The organism is Pseudomonas sp. SDO55104_S430 (assembly GCF_054070595.1).
Map to the genome: position 1 here is coordinate 1 of NZ_JBSVXG010000104.1, position 20,623 is coordinate 20,623.

Consider the following 20,623-nt stretch of genomic DNA (forward strand, 5'->3'; position numbering starts at 1 on the left):
TACAGCTAATCGGATTCTGTAGGAGCGAGGCTTGCCCGCGAAAAACATTTGCGAACAACAAAAAATCCCCTGAAATCCCCCAATTCCCTGTCCATGCAAAAGTTGGAAAGCTTTTTGCAATAACCCCCGTGCGCCTGTTTCCGGCGTCAAAAGTTTGCTTCACGTCACGGGGTATTTCGGTGGATCGGTCTCAATTAATCAGCAGTGCTCGCAGCAACGTGGCAGAGCTCAGTCGCGGCAATCTGGGTGTGCCGTTGCTGTTGCTGGTCATGCTGGCGATGATGATGCTGCCGGTGCCGCCGTTCCTGCTGGACGTGTTCTTCACCTTTAACATCGCCTTGTCGATTGTCGTGCTGCTGGTCTGCGTGTACGCGCTGCGGCCGCTGGACTTCGCGGTGTTCCCGACCATTCTGCTGGTGGCGACCCTGTTGCGACTGGCGCTGAACGTGGCTTCCACCCGGGTGGTGATGCTCCACGGCCAAGACGGTCACGCCGCCGCCGGTAAGGTGATCCAGGCCTTCGGTGAAGTGGTGATCGGCGGTAACTACGTGGTCGGTATCGTGGTCTTCGCGATCCTGATGATCATCAACTTCGTCGTGGTGACCAAGGGTGCCGGGCGTATTTCCGAGGTGAGCGCGCGTTTCACCCTCGATGCGATGCCCGGCAAACAGATGGCGATCGACGCCGACCTCAACGCAGGTCTCATCGATCAGAACCAGGCCAAGGCCCGTCGTGCTGAAGTCGCCCAGGAAGCCGAGTTCTATGGCTCCATGGACGGTGCCAGCAAATTCGTTCGCGGTGACGCCATCGCCGGCCTGCTGATTCTGTTCATCAACCTGATCGGCGGTATGGCGGTCGGTATCTTCCAGCACAACATGACCTTCGGTGACGCCGGCAGGGTGTACGCGCTTTTGACCATTGGTGACGGTTTGGTGGCGCAATTGCCATCACTGTTGTTATCTACAGCAGCAGCCATCATGGTGACCCGTGCTTCCGGATCGGAAGACATGGGCAAACAGATCAATCGTCAGATGTTCGCCTCGCCCAAGGCGTTGGCCGTGGCGGCGGGTTTGATGGCAGTGATGGGCCTGGTGCCCGGCATGCCGCACATCTCCTTCCTCAGCATGGCGGCCCTGGCGGCCGGCGGCGCTTACCTGTTCTGGAAAAAGCAGAACCAGGTCAAGGTGCAGGCGCTGGAAGAGGTCAAGCGTCAGCAGGAACTGCTGCCATCGCCGGCCCGCGCCCAGGAAACCAAGGAGCTGGGCTGGGATGACGTGACGCCGATCGACATGATCGGCCTGGAAGTGGGCTACCGCCTGATTCCGCTGGTGGACCGCAATCAGGGTGGTCAGTTGCTGGCGCGGATCAAGGGCGTGCGCAAGAAGCTGTCCCAGGACCTGGGCTTCCTGATGCCGACCGTGCACATTCGCGACAACCTCGACCTGGCGCCAAGCGCCTATCGCTTGACCCTGATGGGGGTGATTCTGGCCGAAGCCGAGATCTATCCGGATCGCGAACTGGCGATCAACCCGGGGCAGGTCTACGGCACGCTCAACGGCATCACCGCCAAAGATCCGGCTTTCGGGCTGGAGGCGGTGTGGATCGAAATCAGCCAGCGTGCCCAGGCGCAATCGCTGGGCTACACCGTGGTCGATGCCAGTACGGTAGTGGCGACTCACCTGAACCAGATTCTGTACAAACACTCCAGCGAGCTGATTGGCCACGAGGAAGTGCAGCAGTTGATGCAACTGCTGGCGAAAAATTCGCCGAAACTGGCCGAAGAACTGGTACCGGGCGTGTTGTCGCTGTCGCAACTGCTCAAGGTTCTGCAGGCGTTGCTGGCCGAACAGGTGCCGGTTCGCGACATTCGCAGCATCGCCGAAGCCATCGCGAACAACGCTTCCAAGAGTCAAGATACCGCCGCATTGGTGGCCGCGGTTCGCGTCGGCGTATCCCGCGCAATCGTGCAAAGCATTGTAGGCACTGACTCGGAGCTGCCAGTGATCACGCTGGAGCCAAGGTTGGAACAGATTTTGCTCAATAGTCTGCAGAAGGCAGGACAAGGCTCGGAAGAGGGCGTTCTGCTTGAGCCAAGCATGGCTGAGAAGCTGCAACGTTCGTTGATCGAAGCAGCACAGCGGCAGGAGATGCAAGGTCAGCCGGTGATTCTGCTGGTGGCCGGTCCGGTTCGCGCGATGCTCTCGCGTTTTGGCCGGCTGGCAGTGCCGGGCATCCATGTATTGGCCTACCAGGAAATTCCGGACAACAAGCAAGTGACCATCGTTGCGACAGTAGGGCCCAACGGCTGAGGGTAGTGATTCATGCAAGTTAAGCGTTTTTTCGCCGCCGATATGCGTCAGGCCATGAAGCTGGTTCGTGATGAGCTGGGCGCTGAAGCCGCCATTATCGGCAACCGCCGGATTGCCGGTGGTGTCGAGCTGACAGCTGCCCTGGATTACAAGCTGTCGGCGCTGGCTCCTCGGGTTCCGAACATGGAACTCGAAGACGAGCTGCGCAAGACCCAGTCGCGGATCGTCACCGCCCAGGCCGAATTGAGCCTGCGCAGCGAAGGCGAGAGCGACAATGCGGTCAATCGCCAATTGTTCGCCGGTCTGCCGCTGACTGCGGCAGAGCCGCTGATCGAGCCGACCTATGCCGAGCCACGTCGTGCGGCGCCTGCGCCTGCCGCGGCGCCGGCGATCGACCAGCGTGCATTCGACTCGATGCGTTCGGAACTCAACGGTCTGCGCGAGCTGCTGGAAGTACAACTGGGTTCGCTGGCGTGGAATCAGCTGCAAGGCCGCCGTCCGGATCAGGCCAACCTGTGGCGCCGCCTGCAACGCATCGGCCTCTCCGGTCCGCTTTCCCGCGACCTGCTGGCGATGATCACCGACATCGAAGAACCCCGTCAGGCCTGGCGCATGTTGCTGGCGCATCTGGCACGCATGATCGCCACACCGGAAATCGAGCCGCTGGAAGAGGGCGGAGTGATTGCCATGGTCGGCCCTGCCGGCATGGGCAAGACCACCACCCTGGCCAAGCTGGCTGCCCGCTACGTACTCAAGTACGGCGCGCAGAACATCGCGCTGGTGAGCATGGACAGCTATCGTATCGGTGCCCAGGAGCAGTTGAAGACCCTCGGTCGGATTCTCAACGTGTCGGTAACCCACGTCGATCCGGGTCAATCGCTGGTTCAGGCGCTGGATCCACTGCTGCGCAAGCGCGTGGTGCTGATCGACACCGCAGGCCTTCAGGCCAGCGATCCAGCGCTGCGCATGCAGCTTGAAAGCCTGGCCGGACGCGGCATTCGGTCGAAAAATTATCTGGTTCTGGCAACCACCAGCCAGAAGCAGGTTCTAACGGCTGCCTACCACAGTTACAAGCGCTGCGGGCTGGCGGGCTGCATCCTGACTAAACTGGATGAAACCGCCAGTCTGGGCGAGGTGTTGAGCCTTGCCATCAGCCATGAATTGCCGGTGGCCTACCTGACCGATGGCCCGCGGATTCCGGATGATTTGCATCTGCCGCGCCGTCATCAACTGGTCAGTCGCGCCGTCAGCGTGCAAATGCAGGAAGAGCCCAGCGAAGAAGCCATGGCCGACATGTTCGCTGATATCTACCACAGCCCGACCAAGCAGGTAGGCTGAGGTAAAAATGAATAGTTTTTGTACCTACATCGATGGTCTGCCACGCATTGTTCCGGTTGTGAACGCGCAGCCAGTAATGTGGCCTCCGTCTATGCAAGACAAGGTAAAGAAATAACATGGGCAGCATGCATCCCGTACAGGTGATCGCGGTGACCGGCGGCAAAGGTGGCGTCGGGAAAACTAACGTGTCAGTGAACTTGTCCCTGGCTTTGGCAGAGCTTGGCCGTCGTGTCATGTTGCTCGACGCCGACCTGGGGCTGGCGAACGTCGACGTTCTGCTGGGCCTGACCCCCAAACGTACCCTGGCCGACGTGATCGAAGGCCGCTGCGAGCTGCGCGACGTCCTGTTGCAGGGGCCTGGCGGCATCCGCATCGTTCCGGCTGCGTCCGGGACCCAGAGCATGGTCCATCTGAGCCCGGCCCAACACGCCGGCCTGATCCAGGCTTTCAGCGACATCGGCGACAACCTCGATGTGCTGGTGATCGACACCGCTGCGGGTATCGGTGACTCGGTAGTCAGTTTTGTGCGCGCCGCACAGGAAGTGTTGCTGGTGGTCTGCGACGAGCCGACCTCCATCACCGACGCCTACGCCCTGATCAAGCTGCTTAACCGCGACTACGGCATGAACCGTTTCCGCGTGCTGGCCAACATGGCCCAGAGCCCGCAGGAAGGGCGCAACCTGTTCGCCAAGCTGACCAAGGTGACCGACCGTTTCCTCGACGTCGCCCTGCAATACGTCGGCGCCGTGCCGTACGACGAAAGCGTGCGCAAGGCCGTGCAGAAGCAGCGCGCGGTCTACGAAGCTTTCCCGCGTTCCAAGTGTTCGCTGGCGTTCAAGGCCATCGCGCAGAAGGTCGATACCTGGCCGCTGCCTGCGAACCCACGTGGCCATCTGGAGTTTTTCGTCGAGCGCCTCGTGCAACAAACGGCAGGACCCGTGCTATGACAGCCAGCGGCTACAACCTTTACAAAAAGTCGGCGCGTGACGCGCAGTACGAGCTGATCGAGCGTTACGCGCCACTGGTCAAACGCATTGCCTACCACTTGCTGGCGCGTTTGCCGGCCAGTGTGCAGGTCGAAGACCTGATCCAGGCCGGCATGATCGGCCTGCTTGAAGTTTCGACCAAATACGACGCCAGCAAGGGCGCGAGTTTCGAAACCTACGCCGGCATCCGCATCCGCGGGGCCATGCTCGACGAGGTACGCAAAGGGGACTGGGCACCACGTTCGGTCCATCGCAATACCCGGATGGTCAGCGATGCCATTCGCGCGATTGAAGCTAAAACCGGACGTGACGCTAAAGATCACGAGGTTGCTGCCGAACTCCAGTTGAGTCTCGATGATTACTACGCAATTCTGAACGACACCCTGGGTAGCCGTTTATTCAGTTTCGACGACCTGTTGCAGGACGGCGAACACGAAGGGCTGCACGAGGATGGCGCCAGTGCTCATCTCGAGCCGTCACGCGATCTGGAAGATGAACGCTTCCAGGCGGCGCTGGCGGATGCGATTGCCAATTTGCCGGAGCGTGAGCGACTGGTGTTGGCGCTGTACTACGACGAAGAGTTGAATCTCAAGGAAATCGGAGAAGTCCTGGGAGTCAGCGAGTCTCGGGTCAGCCAGTTACACAGCCAGTGCGCGGCCCGTTTGCGGGGGCGTTTAGGAGAGTGGCGAGCGCGCTGAAGGCAGTGTGGGGGCACTGCGAGTTGGCTGGTGGGGTGATGAACCTCGCCGGTCTCGATCCGTTGTATCCCCGACAGTCATCGAGTGTTTGCCAGATTGATTGAAATGGCGCGTCCAGGTGCTGGGCGCGTTTAAGTCTGCTTGGAGGTCGAATTGGACAAGAACATGAAAATCCTCATCGTTGATGACTTCTCAACGATGCGGCGGATCATTAAAAACCTGTTGCGTGACCTTGGGTTCACCAACACGGTCGAGGCCGACGATGGCACTACCGCCATTCCGGTCCTCAACAGCGGGAGCATCGACTTTCTGGTGACTGACTGGAACATGCCCGGCATGACCGGTATCGATCTGCTGCGCCACGTGCGCGCCGATGAAAAACTCAAGCACCTGCCGGTACTGATGGTGACTGCCGAAGCCAAGCGCGAGCAGATCATCGAAGCCGCCCAGGCCGGCGTTAACGGCTATGTCGTCAAACCCTTCACCGCTCAGGCGCTGAAAGAAAAAATCGAGAAGATTTTCGAACGCATCGGTTGATCGGCGTCACGGGGAAGCTATGGGACATAACGAATCTTCGCAGGGCGATTTTGAATCGACCCTGAAAAAACACGCCGTCGAACTGGTCGCGAGCCTTGAAAAAGGCCGATTCGGCGATGCTGTGCAATTGATCCATGAGCTCAATCAGACCCGTGACCGCGGCCTGTATCAGGAAGTGGGCAAGCTCACCCGCGAGCTGCACAGCGCGATCGTCAATTTCCAGATCGACCCGCACATGCCGCAGGCCGAGGAAGTGTCGCAGATCACCGACGCCACCGAGCGTCTGGGGTATGTGGTCAAGCTGACCGAAGCCGCGGCCAATCGCACCATGGACCTTGTTGAAAACGCCACGCCCGTGGTCAACCGCCTGAGCGAAGAGGCCCAGGTGCTGAGCACGGACTGGGGACGTTTCATGCGCCGCGAAGTCGGGGCTGAAGAGTTCCGCGAGCTGGCGCGGCGCGTCGACGCTTTCCTGGCGCGCAGCAGCGAAGACGGCCGCACGGTGTCGAGCAATCTCAACGACATTCTGCTGGCTCAGGATTACCAGGACCTCACGGGCCAGGTGATCAAACGTGTGACTCAACTGGTCACCGAAGTAGAAAGCAACCTGCTCAAGCTCGTGCTCATGGCCAGCCAGGTAGACCGCTTTGCGGGTATCGAACATGACCGTGCGGCGATGCTTGCAGAAAAAGATCCACAAAAACATCTCTCTCAGGGTGAAGGTCCGCAGATTCATGCCGATAAAAGAGAAGACGTTGTATCCGGTCAGGATGATGTGGACGACTTGTTATCCAGCCTTGGTTTTTAGGTTCTTTTTTAGACCTGTTCTGTTAGGAGCACACCATTAATGAGCTTCGGCGCCGATGAAGAGATCCTTCAGGATTTCCTGGTTGAGGCCGGCGAGATTCTAGAGCAACTGTCCGAGCAACTGGTCGAGCTGGAAAGCCGGCCGGACGATGCGGACCTGCTCAATGCAATTTTTCGCGGTTTTCACACTGTAAAAGGGGGCGCCGGCTTCCTTCAGCTCAACGAGCTGGTGGAGTGCTGTCACATCGCCGAGAACGTGTTCGACATCCTGCGCAAGGGTGAGCGTCGCGTCGACTCGGAACTGATGGACGTGGTTCTCGAAGCACTGGACTCGGTGAACAGCATGTTCGGCGAAGTCCGTGACCGCAGCCCGATCACGGCTGCCACACCCGAATTGCTCGCTGCCCTGTCGCGCCTTGCCGAACCGCAAAGCGCTGACGAGGCCGCTGCTGCACCTGTAGCCGATGTGGTTGAAGAACCTGTCGCCGAAAGCGAATCGGCCGACATCACCGACAGTGAATTCGAACAGCTGCTGGACTCGCTCAACGCTGTCAAGGCGCAGGCCGAGGCGCCGGCTGCTCCAGCGCCTGCCCCGACTGCCGCCGGTGATGAAGCGGCCAGCGACGAAATCACCGATGCCGAGTTCGAGTCGTTGCTCGACCAACTGCACGGCAAAGGCCAGTTCGCCGTCAATTCCTTGCCAGCGACGCCTGCCGCGCCCCAGGAGCCGAAAGCCGAAGGCGACAGCTCCGACATTACCGATGACGAGTTCGAAGCACTGCTCGATCAGCTGCACGGCAAGGGCAACTTTGCCGTTGAAGCACTGGAATCGGCCATCGCTTCGGCGACGCCGCCTGCTGCGCCCACCGCTGCGGCGGCCGGTAGCGACCTGATCACCGATCACGAATTCGAAGCACTGCTCGACGATTTGCACGGCAAGGGCAAGTTCACCGACGTGGCGGCGAAAGCCGGCACCGCTACTGCTGCTACCAGCGCTCCCGCGGCAACGCCTGCAGCCAAGGCAGCAGCGCCGAAACCTGCGGCCAAGGCGCCCGAGCCGAAAGCCGAAACGCCTGCACCAGCAGCCGCTGCCGCACCGGCGCCAGCCCGTGCCCCGGCCTCGCCACCGCCTGAAAAGCCGGCCAGCGAAGCCGAGACCACCGTGCGGGTCGACACCGCGCGTCTGGACGAGATCATGAACATGGTCGGCGAGCTGGTGCTGGTGCGTAACCGCCTGGTCCGCCTGGGCCTCAACAGCGGCGACGAAGCCATGTCCAAGGCTGTGTCGAACCTCGACGTGGTCACCGCGGACCTGCAGACCGCGGTCATGAAGACCCGGATGCAACCGATAAAGAAGGTCTTCGGGCGCTTCCCGCGTCTGGTTCGCGACCTGGCTCGCCAGCTCAAGAAAGAGATCAACCTGGAACTGGTCGGCGAAGACACCGACCTGGACAAAAACCTGGTCGAGGCCCTGGCCGATCCGCTGGTGCACTTGGTGCGCAACGCGGTCGACCACGGCATCGAGTCGCCGGAAGAACGCGAAGCCTCGGGCAAGGCCCGTGGCGGCAAGGTGGTCCTGGCCGCCGAGCAGGAAGGCGACCACATCCTGTTGTCGATCTCCGATGACGGCAAGGGCATGGACCCGAACGTCCTGCGTTCCATCGCGGTGAAACGTGGCGTGATGGACAAGGATGCGGCCGAGCGCCTGAGCGACACCGAGTGCTACAACCTGATTTTCGCCCCGGGCTTCTCGACCAAGACCGAGATCTCCGACGTGTCCGGCCGCGGCGTGGGCATGGACGTGGTGAAGACCAAGATTTCCCAGCTCAACGGCTCGATCAACATCTTCTCGGCCAAGGGCCAGGGATCGAAGATCGTCATCAAGGTGCCGCTGACCCTGGCAATCATGCCGACGCTGATGGTCATGCTCGGCAACCAGGCGTTCGCGTTCCCGCTGGTGAACGTCAACGAAATCTTCCACCTGGACCTCTCGACCACCAACGTGGTGGATGGCCAGGAAGTGGTGATCGTGCGGGACAAGGCGCTGCCATTGTTCTACCTCAAGCGCTGGCTGGTCAGCTCCGCCGCTCACGAAGAGCAGCGCGAGGGCCATGTGGTGATCCTTTCGGTGGGCACCCAGCGGATCGGCTTCGTCGTCGATCAACTGGTGGGCCAGGAAGAAGTGGTCATCAAGCCATTGGGCAAGATGCTCCAGGGAACCCCGGGCATGTCGGGCGCCACCATCACCGGTGACGGTCGCATCGCGCTGATTCTCGATGTACCGAGCATGCTCAAGCGTTACGCCACGCGGCGTATTTGATTCTGGTGGAGCGGGGCGACAGAGCCTCGCTCCGTCTAACGGAGTGTTTATGGCAGTTAAAGTCCTGGTGGTGGATGATTCGGGGTTTTTCCGCCGCCGCGTCTCGGAAATTCTTTCAGCGGATTCCAATATCCAGGTCGTCGGTACGGCGACCAACGGAAAGGAGGCGATCGATCAGGCACTGGCCCTCAAGCCGGACGTGATCACCATGGACTACGAGATGCCGATGATGGATGGCATCACGGCGGTGCGGCATATCATGCAGCGCTGCCCGACCCCGGTCTTGATGTTTTCCTCGCTGACCCACGAAGGCGCCCGGGTAACCCTGGATGCGCTGGACGCCGGCGCGGTGGACTTCCTGCCGAAGAATTTCGAAGACATCTCGCGCAACCCCGAGAAGGTCAAGCAACTGCTGTGCGAGAAGATCCACAGCATCTCGCGCAGTAACCGTCGCCTGAGCAGCTACAGTGCTCCGGCGCCAGTGGCCGCCCCTTCGCACACTTCCACCTCGGCGCCCGCGCCATCGAGCATTGGCAGCTACGGCAGCAGCGCGCCTGCGCGTCCGTCACCTGTGCCGACCCGAGCGCCTGCCCCGGCGCCTGCGCACTCGCATGCATCGCCATCGCCCAAGCGCAAAGCCTACAAACTGGTTGCCATCGGTACCTCCACCGGCGGCCCGGTTGCCCTGCAGCGGGTCCTGACCCAGTTGCCGGCCAGCTTCCCGGCGCCGATCGTGCTGATCCAGCACATGCCGGCGGCCTTCACCAAGGCTTTCGCCGAGCGTCTGGACAAGCTGTGCCGCATCACCGTCAAGGAAGCCGAGGATGGCGACATCCTGCGTCCGGGCCTGGCGCTGCTGGCCCCTGGCGGCAAGCAAATGATGATCGACGGCCGTGGCGCGGTGAAAATCCTGCCGGGCGACGAGCGTCTGAACTACAAGCCGTGCGTGGACATCACCTTCGGTTCGGCAGCCAAATCCTACGTTGACAAAGTTCTGGCGGTGGTGCTGACCGGCATGGGCGCCGACGGTCGCGAAGGCGCGCGTCTGCTCAAGCAGGGCGGCAGTTCGATCTGGGCCCAGGATGAGGCCAGTTGCGTGATCTACGGCATGCCGATGGCCATCGTCAAAGCCGAGCTCGCCGACGCGGTGTACAGCCTGGACGACATCGGCAAGCACCTGGTCGAGGCCTGTATCTGATGGATGTTCTCAGCCTTATCGGCATCATCATGGCCTTTGTCGCCATCATCGGCGGCAACTACCTGGAAGGCGGTCACCTTGGCGCCCTGGCCAACGGCCCGGCGGCATTGATCGTATTGGGCGGGACCATCGGCGCGGCGCTGCTGCAATCGCCGATGAGCGCCTTCAAGCGCGCCATGCAGATTCTGGCGTGGATTCTGTTTCCGCCGCGGGTCGATCTGGCCGGCGGTATCGACCGCGTCGTCAACTGGAGCCTGACCGCCCGCAAGGAAGGCCTGCTGGGCCTTGAAGGCGTGGCCGATACCGAACCTGACAGCTACTCGCGCAAGGGCCTGCAACTGCTGGTCGATGGTGCCGAGCCGGAAGCCATCCGCAGCATTCTGGAAGTGGATTTCTACACTCAGGAAAGCCGCGACATCGAGGCGGCCAAGGTCTTCGAGAGCATGGGCGGCTACGCGCCGACCATCGGGATCATCGGCGCGGTGATGGGCCTGATTCACGTCATGGGCAACCTCGGCGATCCTTCGCAACTGGGCAATGGCATCGCCGTGGCCTTCGTTGCCACCATCTACGGTGTGGCCAGCGCCAACCTGGTGCTGCTGCCGATTGCCGCCAAACTCAAATCCATCGCATTGCGTCAGTCGCGTTATCGCGAAATGTTGCTGGAAGGCATTCTGTCGATCGCCGAAGGTGAAAACCCTCGCTCCATTGAGTTGAAGCTTCAGGGCTTCATGGATTAAGGGAATAACCTCATGGCCCGTCGTCGCCAGCATGAAGAGCATGTAAACCATGAGCGTTGGCTGGTTTCCTATGCCGACTTCATCACTTTGCTGTTCGCATTTTTCGTGGTGATGTACTCCATTTCCTCGGTCAACGAGGGCAAGTACAAGATCATTTCCGAGGCGTTGGTCGGTGTATTCACTGATACCGATCGCGCCCTCAAGCCGATTCCCATCGGTGATGAGCGACCGAAGACCGTGACCCCGGCCAAGCCTTTGGTCAAGGACAGCGATCAGGTTGACGCGGGGGTTGCCGGTGCCAGCGATCCGCTCAAGAGCATCGCCGATGACATCAGCGCCGCGTTCGGTGACCTGATCAGCTCCAACCAGATGACCGTGCGCGGCAACGAGTTGTGGGTCGAGATCGAACTCAATTCCAGCCTGTTGTTCGGCAGCGGCGATGCCATGCCCAGCGACATCGCGTTCAACATCATCGACAAGGTCGCGGCGATCCTGAAGCCGTTCGACAACCCGATCCACGTCGAAGGCTTCACCGACGACCAGCCGATTCGTACCGCGCAGTACCCGACCAACTGGGAACTGTCGTCGGCCCGTTCGGCGAGCATCGTGCGCATGTTGGCGATGCAGGGAGTCAACCCCGGTCGTCTGGCGTCGGTGGGTTACGGCGAGTTTCAGCCGGTGGCTAACAACGCCACGGCCGAGGGGCGGGCGCGCAACCGGCGCGTGGTGCTGGTGGTGTCGCGCAACCTGGACGTACGCCGCAGCCTGACCGGTACAGGTACCGCTCATACCACTCCCGATGCGGCATTGAAGCGGGCTGGCACACAAACTGCACCGACCCCGGTCAAGTCGCCGGTACGCGAGAGCTCCGTCAATTCTCCGTCACCCGCATTAACACGTTGAGCTATTTCTCGGTCGATCCGTTCGACCGGGAGGAACATTCCGAATGAGAGTCTGGGCAGTCGCCAATCAAAAGGGTGGTGTCGGTAAAACCACTTCCTCCATCGCTTTAGCCGGTTTGCTGGCCGAGGCGGGCAAGCGCGTGGTCGTGGTCGACCTCGACCCCCACGGCTCCATGACCAGCTATTTCGGTTACGACCCCGACAGCCTGGAACACAGCAACTACGACCTGTTCCTGCACAAGGGCACCGTGCCCCAGGGCCTGCCCGGGCAATTGCTGCTGTCCACCAGCGATGAACGCATTTCGCTGTTGCCATCGAGCACGGCGCTGGCGACCCTTGAACGTCAGTCGCCGGGCCAGAGCGGCCTGGGCCTGGTGATCGCCAAGAGCCTGGCGCAGCTGTGGCAGGATTTCGATTACGCGATCATCGACAGCCCGCCGCTGCTCGGCGTGCTGATGGTCAACGCCTTGGCGGCGAGCCAGCAGCTGGTGATCCCGGTGCAGACCGAACACCTGGCCGTCAAAGGCCTGGAGCGCATGGTCAATACGCTGACGATGATCAATCGCTCGCGCAAGCAGACCTTGCCGTTCACCATCGTGCCGACCCTGTTCGACCGCCGCACCCAGGCGTCCCTCGGTACGCTGCGGGTGTTGCGCGACAAATTCCCTGAAGAGATCTGGCAGGGCTACATCCCGGTGGATACGCGCTTGCGCGACGCCAGCCGTGCCGGTCTGACGCCTTCGCAATTCGACGGCAAGAGCCGTGGAGTTCTCGCCTACCGTGCGCTGCTCAAGCAATTGCTGGCGGCGCAGCTTGTTTCGCAGGTGGCGTGAGATGAACCCGATCCGTCTGGGGGCATGCCAATGAACCGGCCGTTGAAGATCACGTCGCGTCCGCAACTGGCTTTGCAGTCTTATCTGGATAGCCTGTTGGAGGATGTGCCTGAGGAATTGGTGCTGCCTGTCGAGGTTTTGCCCGAAGAGGCCGCATCTGAAACCGTGCTGGACGAATTCCAGGCGGCGGTGCTTGAAGAGCAGGTCCGTGATGCCCGTGCAGCCACAGTTACAGCTGCACCGGCTCCGATAGCTCCGGTGGTGAAGGCTCCGGTGCTGGAAGCTGCACCGCCGGTCATGGCCCCGATATCTACCATCGCGCCGTTGCTCAAAGCCCTGGTGCCGCCACCGGTCGAGGTTCCGCCGCCGCAGGAGCCCGTCGTCGAGGTACCGGAACCAGCGGTCATCGAGGTGACGCAAACTCTGATCCCGCCGGTGGTCGAAGTCCACCTGCCGCCGAGCAATACGCCGCCTCCGGTGGAAACCGATGGACGTCCGAGCTGGGCGGCCGAGCCTTTCGAATGCCTGCTGTTCGACGTCGCAGGTCTGACCCTGGCGGTGCCTCTGGTCTGCCTGGGCTCGATCTACCCGCTGGCCGGTCACGACCTGACGCCACTGTTCGGTCAGCCGGAGTGGTTCCTGGGCATCCTGCCGAGCCAGGCCGGCAATCTGAAGGTGCTCGACACCGCGCGCTGGGTGATGCCGGACCGCTATCGCGACGACTTCAAGCAGGGCCTGCAATACGTGATTTCGGTCCAGGGCTACGAATGGGGGCTGGCGGTCCACCAGGTCAGCCGCTCGTTGCGCCTGGACCCGAATGAAATCAAATGGCGCAGCCATCGCGGTCAACGACCGTGGCTGGCCGGCACAGTGATCGAACACATGTGCGCGCTGCTGGATGTTTCCGAACTGGCCGCGTTGATCGCCAGCGGCGGGGCAAAGCACATGGGCGGCAGCAAGCCGGTCCAGAAATTGAAATGAAATCTGCACGACAAACAGGCGACGGCATTCGAATGCCGCAGCACCGTACACATACCGCCAGAGCGGTTTTTCGAGGGGAAAGGCTATGAATGACAAGGCGACGGCGGCAAAGGGTTCCGAAGATCCGATCCTGCAATGGGTGACCTTCAAGCTGGACAATGAAACCTACGGCATCAACGTGATGCGTGTTCAGGAAGTCCTGCGCTACACCGAAATCGCTCCGGTTCCGGGTGCGCCAAGCTACGTGCTGGGCATCATCAACCTGCGCGGCAACGTGGTCACCGTGATCGACACCCGCCAGCGCTTCGGCCTGATGAACGCCGAAATCAGCGACAACACCCGTATCGTCATCATCGAAGCCGACAAGCAAGTTGTCGGGATCATGGTCGATAGCGTGGCCGAAGTGGTTTACCTGCGTCAGTCGGAAATCGAAACCGCACCGAACGTCGGTAACGAAGAATCCGCCAAGTTCATTCAAGGCGTGTGCAACAAGAACAACGAACTGCTGATCCTTGTCGAACTGGACAAGATGATGAGCGAAGAAGAATGGTCGGAACTGGAGAGTATCTGATTGATTCTCGAGGTAGCGGTCATTGTCCTGTTCCTGTTTTGGGCAGGCACGCTGGCAATGTTTCTGGCGTACATACGCAGTCAAAAGCAGATCGGTGCGCAACAGGCCGAGAGCGATGCGCTGCGTGATCAGCGCATCAAGGACCTGGGCAAACGCGTCGATAACTACCAGAACGGCAGCGTCCGCATGGGCGAGGATCTGCACGAACTGCGTGCCATCGTCGCGCCGCTGCCGGACAGACTGGCTCAGCTGGAACAACGCGATCCCACCAGCCTCTCGTTCGCCCAGGCGGCCCGACTGGTCGGCATGGGCGCCAGCGTTGACGAGCTCACCCAGTCCTGCGGCCTGACCCAGGCCGAGGCGGAGCTGATGAGCAAGCTGCACAAAAACACCTGAACCACCCCTCACTTGTAGGAGCGAGCACGCTCGCGATGGAGGAACGGACACCGCGGGGTGTCTGGTTGCAAGCGTTATCGTTGGCGTCCATCGCGAGCGTGCTCGCTCCTACAGGGTGGTGTTCGGAACGTCAGTAATCGTCTTGCCGCTCTGTCGCATCCTTGTCCGCCTTCGATACATTTGAAACTACCCACTTCAGAACTGTTCTTTGGTCAGCTCAACAAAAGAGAAACTCAATCTCGATTGTTTCAGAGTGATTCAAAAATTACATCACAATGAAAAATCAGTCCTACAACGAGAGACTTTAACTAGACAGCTGTAAGGTGATTTGTCCTACATGTTTAGGTGAGAGTTTTCCTACAAATGAGGGCGGCGGTGCTTATTTTGTGTTGTTGAATTTTCCATTGTTTAGGTTTTTTATAGGTGCTCTCAAATTTATGTTTGATTGATCTTCGTAAGCTGATATCTACGTGACGAGGACAGGGGGATGTTGATAGCTGGGAAAGGAATTCATTTTGTTGGGGCGCTTAGTGGGGTGCTGGCGAACCTGCTACTGGGGCTTTCATCTGTTTTCTGGAAGTATATTGGGTCTCTGAGCGCAATCGCATTGGTTGGTTATAGGGTCTATTTTTCTCTTTTGACTGTGCTTGTAGTGCTCTATGCCTGTGGCCGGATGAGGTCGTTGTTTTCAAGGCTGAGACTGAAGCTTTTTGTTATTCATGCGTCTGCCGCGATATTGATAGCGGTCAACTGGGGTGTATTTATATGGGCCTCAATACATGGGCGGGTGTTGGAAAACAGTATTGGCTATTTATTGGCGCCGTTACTTTTGCTCGTCGCATTAGAGCCGTTTTTGAGGGGCGCATTTTATTCAAAGGCGTAACGCTGACGTCGGTGCTGCATACTATTTACTTAATAATCATCCCCACGCTCCGTCACATCCTTCTCCACTCGCGGCGCATTCGGATCCTGTCCTGCCGGGAACTTGCCCTTCAGATTCCACGCGAACGCAATGATCTCGGCAATCGTGCGGTACAGCTCTTCCGGAATGCTGTCTCCCAATTCCATTCTCGCCAGCAATCGCACCAGTTCCGGGTTTTCGTAGATCGGTACTTCGTATTCGCGGGCGATCCGCAGAATTTCTTCCGCCAATTCCTCGTCGCCCTTGGCGGTGAGGGTGGGGGCGTGGTGGCCGTCGTATTGGAGGGCGATGGCCTGGCGTGGGGCGTTGGCGTTGTTCATGCGGTTTCGTCGACCCAGCGTTGTTCGAGGCGGGTTTGGGGGCCTTGGGGCGGTTTGCCCTGGTGGCAGTCGAGATCGGTGACGTTCAGGCCCGAGGCCAGCAGGCGCTGGCGCAGGGCGGCCAGGTTGTTTTCGATCAGGTCGGCGGTGTAGGGGCGTTCGGCCCACAGTTGGCTGGACAGGCTGCCGCGGATCAATTGCGCCTGAACCTGCATCGGACCCAAGGGTTCCAGATCGAATGCCAGTTCGACGCGCCACAGTTGCTGCTTGGGCTCGCGTTCGTCGCGACGTTCCTGGGGTTGCTCCCGGTCGGGGATTTCTTCGCGCTGGAACTTGATCTGCAGGGGCACGATGTCCTGCAGGTTGCGCATCGGGATTTCCAGTTGCCAGGTGCTCACCAAGCGACCGTCGCTGGTCACGCCGGTCTGTTCCAAGCTCGACAGCTGATGGCTTTGCAGGCGCGATACCGCTGCGGCGGCCAGGCGCAGCAGGTGTTCGAGGTCGTCCTCGCCTTCGGCGCTTTGCAGCAGGCGCTCGGGCAGCGGGAAGCTGGTGGGCGAGGGTTTGGCGCTGACCTGGCCGAGCATCCCGAGGGCGTTGCGCACGAAGCTCGGCATGGCCTGGGCCAAAGTATTGGCGGCGATGATCGCACTGAGGTTGGTGCTGGTCGGCAGGTTCGGCGTCAGTTGCGCGATCAGCTTGAGCAGATCGGCTTTCATGTCCGGGGCCAGTGTCGGGTTCTGACCGCCCAGCAGCTTGGTTTCAAGAAACGCGCCGCTGCCGACCAGCGCTTGAAGCAGTCCCTTGGGCGTACTCAGTTGCTGTACGTCGGGCAGACCGGCCAGCAGTTTGTCCACGGCGACGCGCAGGTCGCTGGAGGTCTGATTCGAGGGCGGCAGGTTCTGCAGGAGTTTGAGCAAGCCATCCAGCGAACCCTGGCGGCTGGTTTGGCTGGCCAGTTGCTGAGTCACCGCCAATTGCTCCTGACGACTGCTCAAGGGTAGGAACTTCAGGGTCTGGGTGTCCTGCACCTGGGCGCTGAGCAGGGTGCCGATGCGCAGGGGCTGCGGGCTGTCGATGCTCAAGGTGCTGCCGCTCAGGGCGGTGTTGAGCAGGCTCACCATCGAGCGAAACACCGTCGGTTGCCCCGGCACTTGTGGCAGCACCTGGGAGGTCAGCACTTTGCCCTGCAACAGGGTGCCCACCGGCAGTTGCGCGGTGTCGAGGCGGGTGAGAGTGGCGACGCTGGAAGCGATGGCCTGTTGCACGGTGATGGCCAGGTTGCCGGCCGAAGGCTGGGTCACCGTGATGCTGGTGCCCTGGGCCAGCGGCTGGTTGCTGGTGGCCGAAACCGTGGTCTGGCGACCGCTGTCGAGGGTGACCTTGAGCAGCAGTTGAAAGGTCTGGTCCGCCTGCTTGAGCGACAGCACTTCGGCCTTGGCGGTCTGACCGGCGTTGATCAGGCCCTCGATGGGCGTCAGCAGCTTGAGCAATTCACCACTGACCGTCTGCGGACGCGTGGACGCCGCAGGCGTTTGCGGTAGCGGGAGGATGTTCATTTCGCCTGTCATACGCGGTCACAACCTTGGGAAAATGCGCTCTTTGGAGTAGGAAATGGCATGTATAATGCCGCGCGGTTGTATACAGGCTGCCCGAAACATTGCAATTATTTGACTCAGGTCGCGCGCCCGGGCCGCCAATTCAACTATTGTGCATCTCTTTAACGGCCGCGTCAGAGCCGACTTGAACCGTATAAGGCCCGTGAACCCTTGACCAGTCCTGTCCTGCAAACCGTTGCCCTTGCCTGCGAGCGAGACCTTCGGCTGCTTTTTGAAAATCTCGATTTGAGACTGGCCAGTGGCGAAATGATTCAAATCAGCGGCCCCAATGGCAGCGGCAAGACCAGCCTGTTGCGCCTGCTGTCCGGATTGATGCAGCCGACCGCCGGTGAAGTGCTGCTCAATGGTCAGCCATTGCACGAGCAGCGCGCGGAGCTGGCGCGCAACCTGTTGTGGATCGGGCACGCGGCGGGGATCAAGGACTTGCTCACCCCCGAAGAGAACCTGAGCTGGCTGTGCGCCCTGCATCAGCCGGCCTCCCATGATGCGATCTGGCAAGCCCTGGCGGCGGTCGGATTGCGTGGTTTCGAAGACGTTCCCTGTCATACCCTGTCCGCCGGCCAGCAGCGCCGTGTCGCCTTGGCGCGCCTGTATCTGGACAGCCCGCCGCTATGGATTCTCGACGAGCCGTTCACCGCGCTGGACAAGCAGGGCGTGGCGCAGCTCGAGGAGCACCTCGCCGGCCACTGCGAACGGGGCGGCATGGTGGTTTTGACCACTCACCACACGCTGAGCCGGATGCCGGCCGGTTATCGCGACGTCGATCTGGGGAAATGGGCCGTATGAGTGTGTTTGGCCTGTTGGTCGCCCGTGAGGCCCGTCTGCTGTTCCGTCGTCCGGCGGAGCTGGCCAATCCGCTGGTGTTCTTCGCGATCGTGGTATCGCTGTTCCCGCTGGCGGTCGGCCCCGAGTCTCAATTGTTGCAAACCTTGTCTCCGGGCCTGGTCTGGGTGGCGGCGCTTTTATCGGTCCTGCTCTCGCTGGACGGGCTTTTCCGCAGTGATTTCGAGGATGGATCGCTGGAACAGTGGGTCCTTTCGCCGCACCCCCTGGCTCTTCTGGTTTTGGCAAAGGTACTGGCACACTGGGCTTTTTCCGGGCTGGCACTGGTTTTGCTCGCTCCCTTGCTGGCGTTGATGCTCGGTTTGCCCGCCGCCTGTCTGCCGGTGTTGCTGCTTTCGTTGTTGCTCGGTACACCGGTGCTGAGCCTGCTCGGCGCGGTGGGCGCGGCGTTGACCGTCGGTTTGAAGCGCGGTGGCCTGTTGCTGGCGTTGCTGATTCTGCCGTTGTACATCCCGGTGTTGATCCTCGGCAGTGGCGCCTTGCAGGCGGCCTTGCAGGGCATGCCGGCGACCGGTTATCTGTTGTGGCTTGGCAGCCTGACCGCCCTGGCGATAACCCTGACACCCTTTGCAATAGCTGCTGGCCTGAAGATCAGCGTCGGCGAATAATAATGAGGTCTGATCAATTTTCGATCACTTCTTTTGAAGTAAGGCAGACCCTTTGACCGACTCGTGAAAGCGAGCGGCAACCGTGATGGAAACAGTAATGAACTGGACCTGGTTTCATAAGCTCGGCTCACCCAAGTGGTTCTACGGCATCAGCGGCAAAATGCTGCCGTGGCTGAGCATCGCAGCGTTGCTGCTGATCGGCGTTGGCGTGGTCTGGGGCCTGGCCTTCGCGCCGCCCGACTATCAGCAGGGCAACAGCTTTCGCATCATCTATATCCACGTTCCGGCCGCCATGCTGGCGCAGTCCATCTATGTGATGCTGGCGGTGTGCGGCGTCGTGGGGCTGGTGTGGAAAATGAAACTGGCCGACGTCGCCCTGCAATGCGCGGCGCCCATCGGCGCCTGGATGACCGCGGTGGCGTTGGTCACCGGCGCGATCTGGGGCAAACCGACCTGGGGTTCTTGGTGGGTCTGGGATGCGCGACTAACGTCCATGCTGATCCTGCTGTTTCTGTACTTCGGTGTCATTGCGCTGGGCAACGCCATCAGCAATCGTGACAGCGCGGCCAAGGCCTGCGCGGTGCTGGCGATTGTCGGCGTGATCAACATCCCGATCATCAAGTACTCGGTGGAGTGGTGGAACACCCTGCACCAGGGCGCGACCTTCACCCTGACCGAAAAGCCGGCGATGCCCGCCGAAATGTGGCTGCCGCTGCTGCTGACGGTGTTGGGTTTCTATTGTTTCTTCGGCGCGGTCCTGCTGCTGCGCATGCGTCTGGAAGTGCTCAAGCGCGAGGCGCGGGCCAGTTGGGTCAAGGCCGAAGTGGAAAACAGCCTGGAGGTCGTTCGATGAGTTTTGCGTCATTCGGCGATTTCCTCGCCATGGGCCATCACGGTCTGTATGTCTGGTCGGCCTATGGCATCTGCCTGGCGGTGCTGGCCCTCAACGTGGCGGCGCCGATCCTGGCCCGCAAGCGTTATCTGCAACAAGAGGCGCGTCGTCTGCGCCGGGAGAACGGCAAGTGAATCCGCTGCGTAAAAAGCGTCTTATCATCATTCTCGCGATTCTGGTCGGGGTCGGCGCTGCCGTCGGCCTGGCCCTGAGCGCCCTGCAGCAAAACATCAATCTGTTTTACACGCCCACCCAGATCGCCAATGGCGAAGCGCCGCAAGATACGCGCATTCGCGCCGGCGGCATGGTCGAGAAGGGTTCGCTGCAACGCTCCAGCGATTCGCTGGACGTGAAGTTCATCGTCACCGACTTCAACAAATCCGTGACCATCACCTATCGCGGCATCCTTCCGGATCTGTTCCGCGAAGGGCAGGGCATCGTTGCCCTGGGCAAGCTCAACGCCGATGGCGTGGTGGTGGCCGACGAAGTGCTGGCCAAGCACGACGAGAAGTACATGCCGCCGGAAGTGACCAAGGCGCTCAAGGACAGTGGTCAGTCCGCTCCTGCTCCAGCGAAGGAGGGTTGATTGATGAATTCCGATCTTCTTGTTTCCGGTCTTTTCATTCCAGAGTTGGGCCATTTGGCGATGATTCTGGCGCTGTGTTTCGCGCTGGTTCAGGCCGTGGTACCGCTGCTGGGTGCCTGGCGCGGTGACCGTTTGTGGATGAGCCTGGCCCAGCCGGCCGCGTGGGGCCAGTTCGCCTTTCTGCTGTTCGCCTTCGGTGTCCTGACCTACGCGTTCA

The 20,623-nt window shown here is 60.7% G+C and carries 22 protein-coding genes and 1 pseudogene; 21 read left to right on the top strand and 2 right to left on the bottom strand.

What is annotated here, in order from left to right; translation table 11 throughout:
• Positions 1-179 precede the first annotated feature (179 nt).
• The 15 genes from flhA (at position 180) to ACW9JE_RS18255 (ending at position 15,499) form a co-directional block, all read left to right on the top strand.
• Positions 180-2,309, top strand: a complete 2,130-nt coding sequence (flhA, locus tag ACW9JE_RS18185; protein WP_224533605.1) for a flagellar biosynthesis protein FlhA — start codon at positions 180-182, stop codon at positions 2,307-2,309.
• 12 nt (positions 2,310-2,321) lie between these two features.
• Complete coding sequence (gene flhF / locus ACW9JE_RS18190; RefSeq protein WP_224533604.1) at positions 2,322-3,647, top strand: flagellar biosynthesis protein FlhF; 1,326 nt, start codon at positions 2,322-2,324, stop codon at positions 3,645-3,647.
• Between the two features lie 116 nt (positions 3,648-3,763).
• A complete protein-coding gene (gene fleN, locus ACW9JE_RS18195) occupies positions 3,764-4,594 on the top strand; it encodes a flagellar synthesis regulator FleN (protein WP_008001746.1) in 831 nt (276 codons plus the stop codon).
• On the top strand, positions 4,591-5,331 hold the full coding sequence (gene fliA, locus ACW9JE_RS18200; protein WP_077045792.1) for an RNA polymerase sigma factor FliA: 741 nt from the start codon (positions 4,591-4,593) through the stop codon (positions 5,329-5,331). Before fleN ends, fliA begins: the two co-directional genes overlap by 4 nt.
• A 165-nt stretch (positions 5,332-5,496) precedes the next feature.
• Positions 5,497-5,868, top strand: a complete 372-nt coding sequence (locus ACW9JE_RS18205; protein ID WP_003183998.1) for a chemotaxis response regulator CheY — start codon at positions 5,497-5,499, stop codon at positions 5,866-5,868.
• 19 nt (positions 5,869-5,887) lie between these two features.
• Positions 5,888-6,676 carry a protein phosphatase CheZ gene (locus ACW9JE_RS18210; RefSeq protein WP_457433518.1) on the top strand — a complete coding sequence of 263 codons (789 nt, stop codon included), beginning with the start codon at positions 5,888-5,890 and terminating at the stop codon, positions 6,674-6,676.
• Positions 6,677-6,715: 39 nt separating this feature from the next.
• The gene (locus tag ACW9JE_RS18215; protein ID WP_457433519.1) at positions 6,716-8,995 is read left to right on the top strand and encodes a chemotaxis protein CheA; all 2,280 of its coding nucleotides are present in this window, start codon (positions 6,716-6,718) and stop codon (positions 8,993-8,995) included.
• A 49-nt stretch (positions 8,996-9,044) separates the two neighbouring features.
• Positions 9,045-10,193, top strand: coding sequence for a protein-glutamate methylesterase/protein-glutamine glutaminase (locus tag ACW9JE_RS18220; protein WP_457433520.1), 1,149 nt, complete (start codon positions 9,045-9,047; stop codon positions 10,191-10,193).
• The gene (locus tag ACW9JE_RS18225) at positions 10,193-10,933 is read left to right on the top strand and encodes a flagellar motor protein (RefSeq protein ID WP_110964366.1); all 741 of its coding nucleotides are present in this window, start codon (positions 10,193-10,195) and stop codon (positions 10,931-10,933) included. The genes ACW9JE_RS18220 and ACW9JE_RS18225 overlap by 1 nt, the downstream gene beginning before the upstream one ends.
• Positions 10,934-10,945: 12 nt before the next feature.
• Positions 10,946-11,836 carry a flagellar motor protein MotD gene (motD, locus tag ACW9JE_RS18230; protein ID WP_457433521.1) on the top strand — a complete coding sequence of 297 codons (891 nt, stop codon included), beginning with the start codon at positions 10,946-10,948 and terminating at the stop codon, positions 11,834-11,836.
• Between the two features lie 43 nt (positions 11,837-11,879).
• Positions 11,880-12,668, top strand: a complete 789-nt coding sequence (locus ACW9JE_RS18235) for a ParA family protein (protein ID WP_224533600.1) — start codon at positions 11,880-11,882, stop codon at positions 12,666-12,668.
• A 30-nt stretch (positions 12,669-12,698) separates the two neighbouring features.
• Positions 12,699-13,649, top strand: coding sequence for a CheW domain-containing protein (locus ACW9JE_RS18240; protein WP_457433522.1), 951 nt, complete (start codon positions 12,699-12,701; stop codon positions 13,647-13,649).
• Between the two features lie 85 nt (positions 13,650-13,734).
• Positions 13,735-14,220 carry a chemotaxis protein CheW gene (locus tag ACW9JE_RS18245; protein WP_007980742.1) on the top strand — a complete coding sequence of 162 codons (486 nt, stop codon included), beginning with the start codon at positions 13,735-13,737 and terminating at the stop codon, positions 14,218-14,220.
• The gene (locus ACW9JE_RS18250) at positions 14,221-14,616 is read left to right on the top strand and encodes a DUF2802 domain-containing protein (RefSeq protein WP_457433523.1); all 396 of its coding nucleotides are present in this window, start codon (positions 14,221-14,223) and stop codon (positions 14,614-14,616) included. It begins immediately after the preceding gene.
• A gap of 487 nt (positions 14,617-15,103) precedes the next feature.
• Complete coding sequence (locus ACW9JE_RS18255) at positions 15,104-15,499, top strand: hypothetical protein (protein WP_457433524.1); 396 nt, start codon at positions 15,104-15,106, stop codon at positions 15,497-15,499.
• A gap of 29 nt (positions 15,500-15,528) precedes the next feature.
• Here ACW9JE_RS18255 and ACW9JE_RS18260 read toward each other — a convergent pair whose 3' ends face one another.
• Together ACW9JE_RS18260 and fliK are read right to left on the bottom strand one after the other, a co-directional pair.
• Positions 15,529-15,858 carry an EscU/YscU/HrcU family type III secretion system export apparatus switch protein gene (locus ACW9JE_RS18260; protein ID WP_224533597.1) on the bottom strand — a complete coding sequence of 110 codons (330 nt, stop codon included), beginning with the start codon at positions 15,856-15,858 and terminating at the stop codon, positions 15,529-15,531.
• The gene (fliK, locus tag ACW9JE_RS18265) at positions 15,855-17,429 is read right to left on the bottom strand and encodes a flagellar hook-length control protein FliK (protein ID WP_457433525.1); all 1,575 of its coding nucleotides are present in this window, start codon (positions 17,427-17,429) and stop codon (positions 15,855-15,857) included. Before fliK ends, ACW9JE_RS18260 begins: the two co-directional genes overlap by 4 nt.
• 198 nt (positions 17,430-17,627) lie before the next feature.
• Between fliK and ccmA the strand changes: the two genes are divergently transcribed.
• The 6 genes and pseudogenes from ccmA to ACW9JE_RS18295 form a co-directional block, all read left to right on the top strand.
• A complete protein-coding gene (gene ccmA, locus ACW9JE_RS18270; protein WP_224533595.1) occupies positions 17,628-18,263 on the top strand; it encodes a cytochrome c biogenesis heme-transporting ATPase CcmA in 636 nt (211 codons plus the stop codon).
• Positions 18,260-18,928, top strand: coding sequence for a heme exporter protein CcmB (ccmB, locus tag ACW9JE_RS18275; RefSeq protein ID WP_007980754.1), 669 nt, complete (start codon positions 18,260-18,262; stop codon positions 18,926-18,928). The genes ccmA and ccmB overlap by 4 nt, the downstream gene beginning before the upstream one ends.
• Positions 18,929-19,025: 97 nt before the next feature.
• Positions 19,026-19,781 (top strand): heme ABC transporter permease, encoded by a 756-nt coding sequence (locus ACW9JE_RS18280; RefSeq protein WP_224533594.1) that lies wholly within the window; start codon positions 19,026-19,028, stop codon positions 19,779-19,781.
• Entirely contained in the window at positions 19,778-19,954 is a 177-nt protein-coding gene (gene ccmD / locus ACW9JE_RS18285) for a heme exporter protein CcmD (RefSeq protein WP_008055370.1), read from the top strand. The genes ACW9JE_RS18280 and ccmD overlap by 4 nt, the downstream gene beginning before the upstream one ends.
• Positions 19,951-20,406 (top strand): cytochrome c maturation protein CcmE, encoded by a 456-nt coding sequence (gene ccmE / locus ACW9JE_RS18290; RefSeq protein WP_224533593.1) that lies wholly within the window; start codon positions 19,951-19,953, stop codon positions 20,404-20,406. The genes ccmD and ccmE overlap by 4 nt, the downstream gene beginning before the upstream one ends.
• Positions 20,407-20,409: 3 nt before the next feature.
• Positions 20,410-20,623 (top strand): annotated as a pseudogene (locus ACW9JE_RS18295) (heme lyase NrfEFG subunit NrfE); the annotation flags it as partial.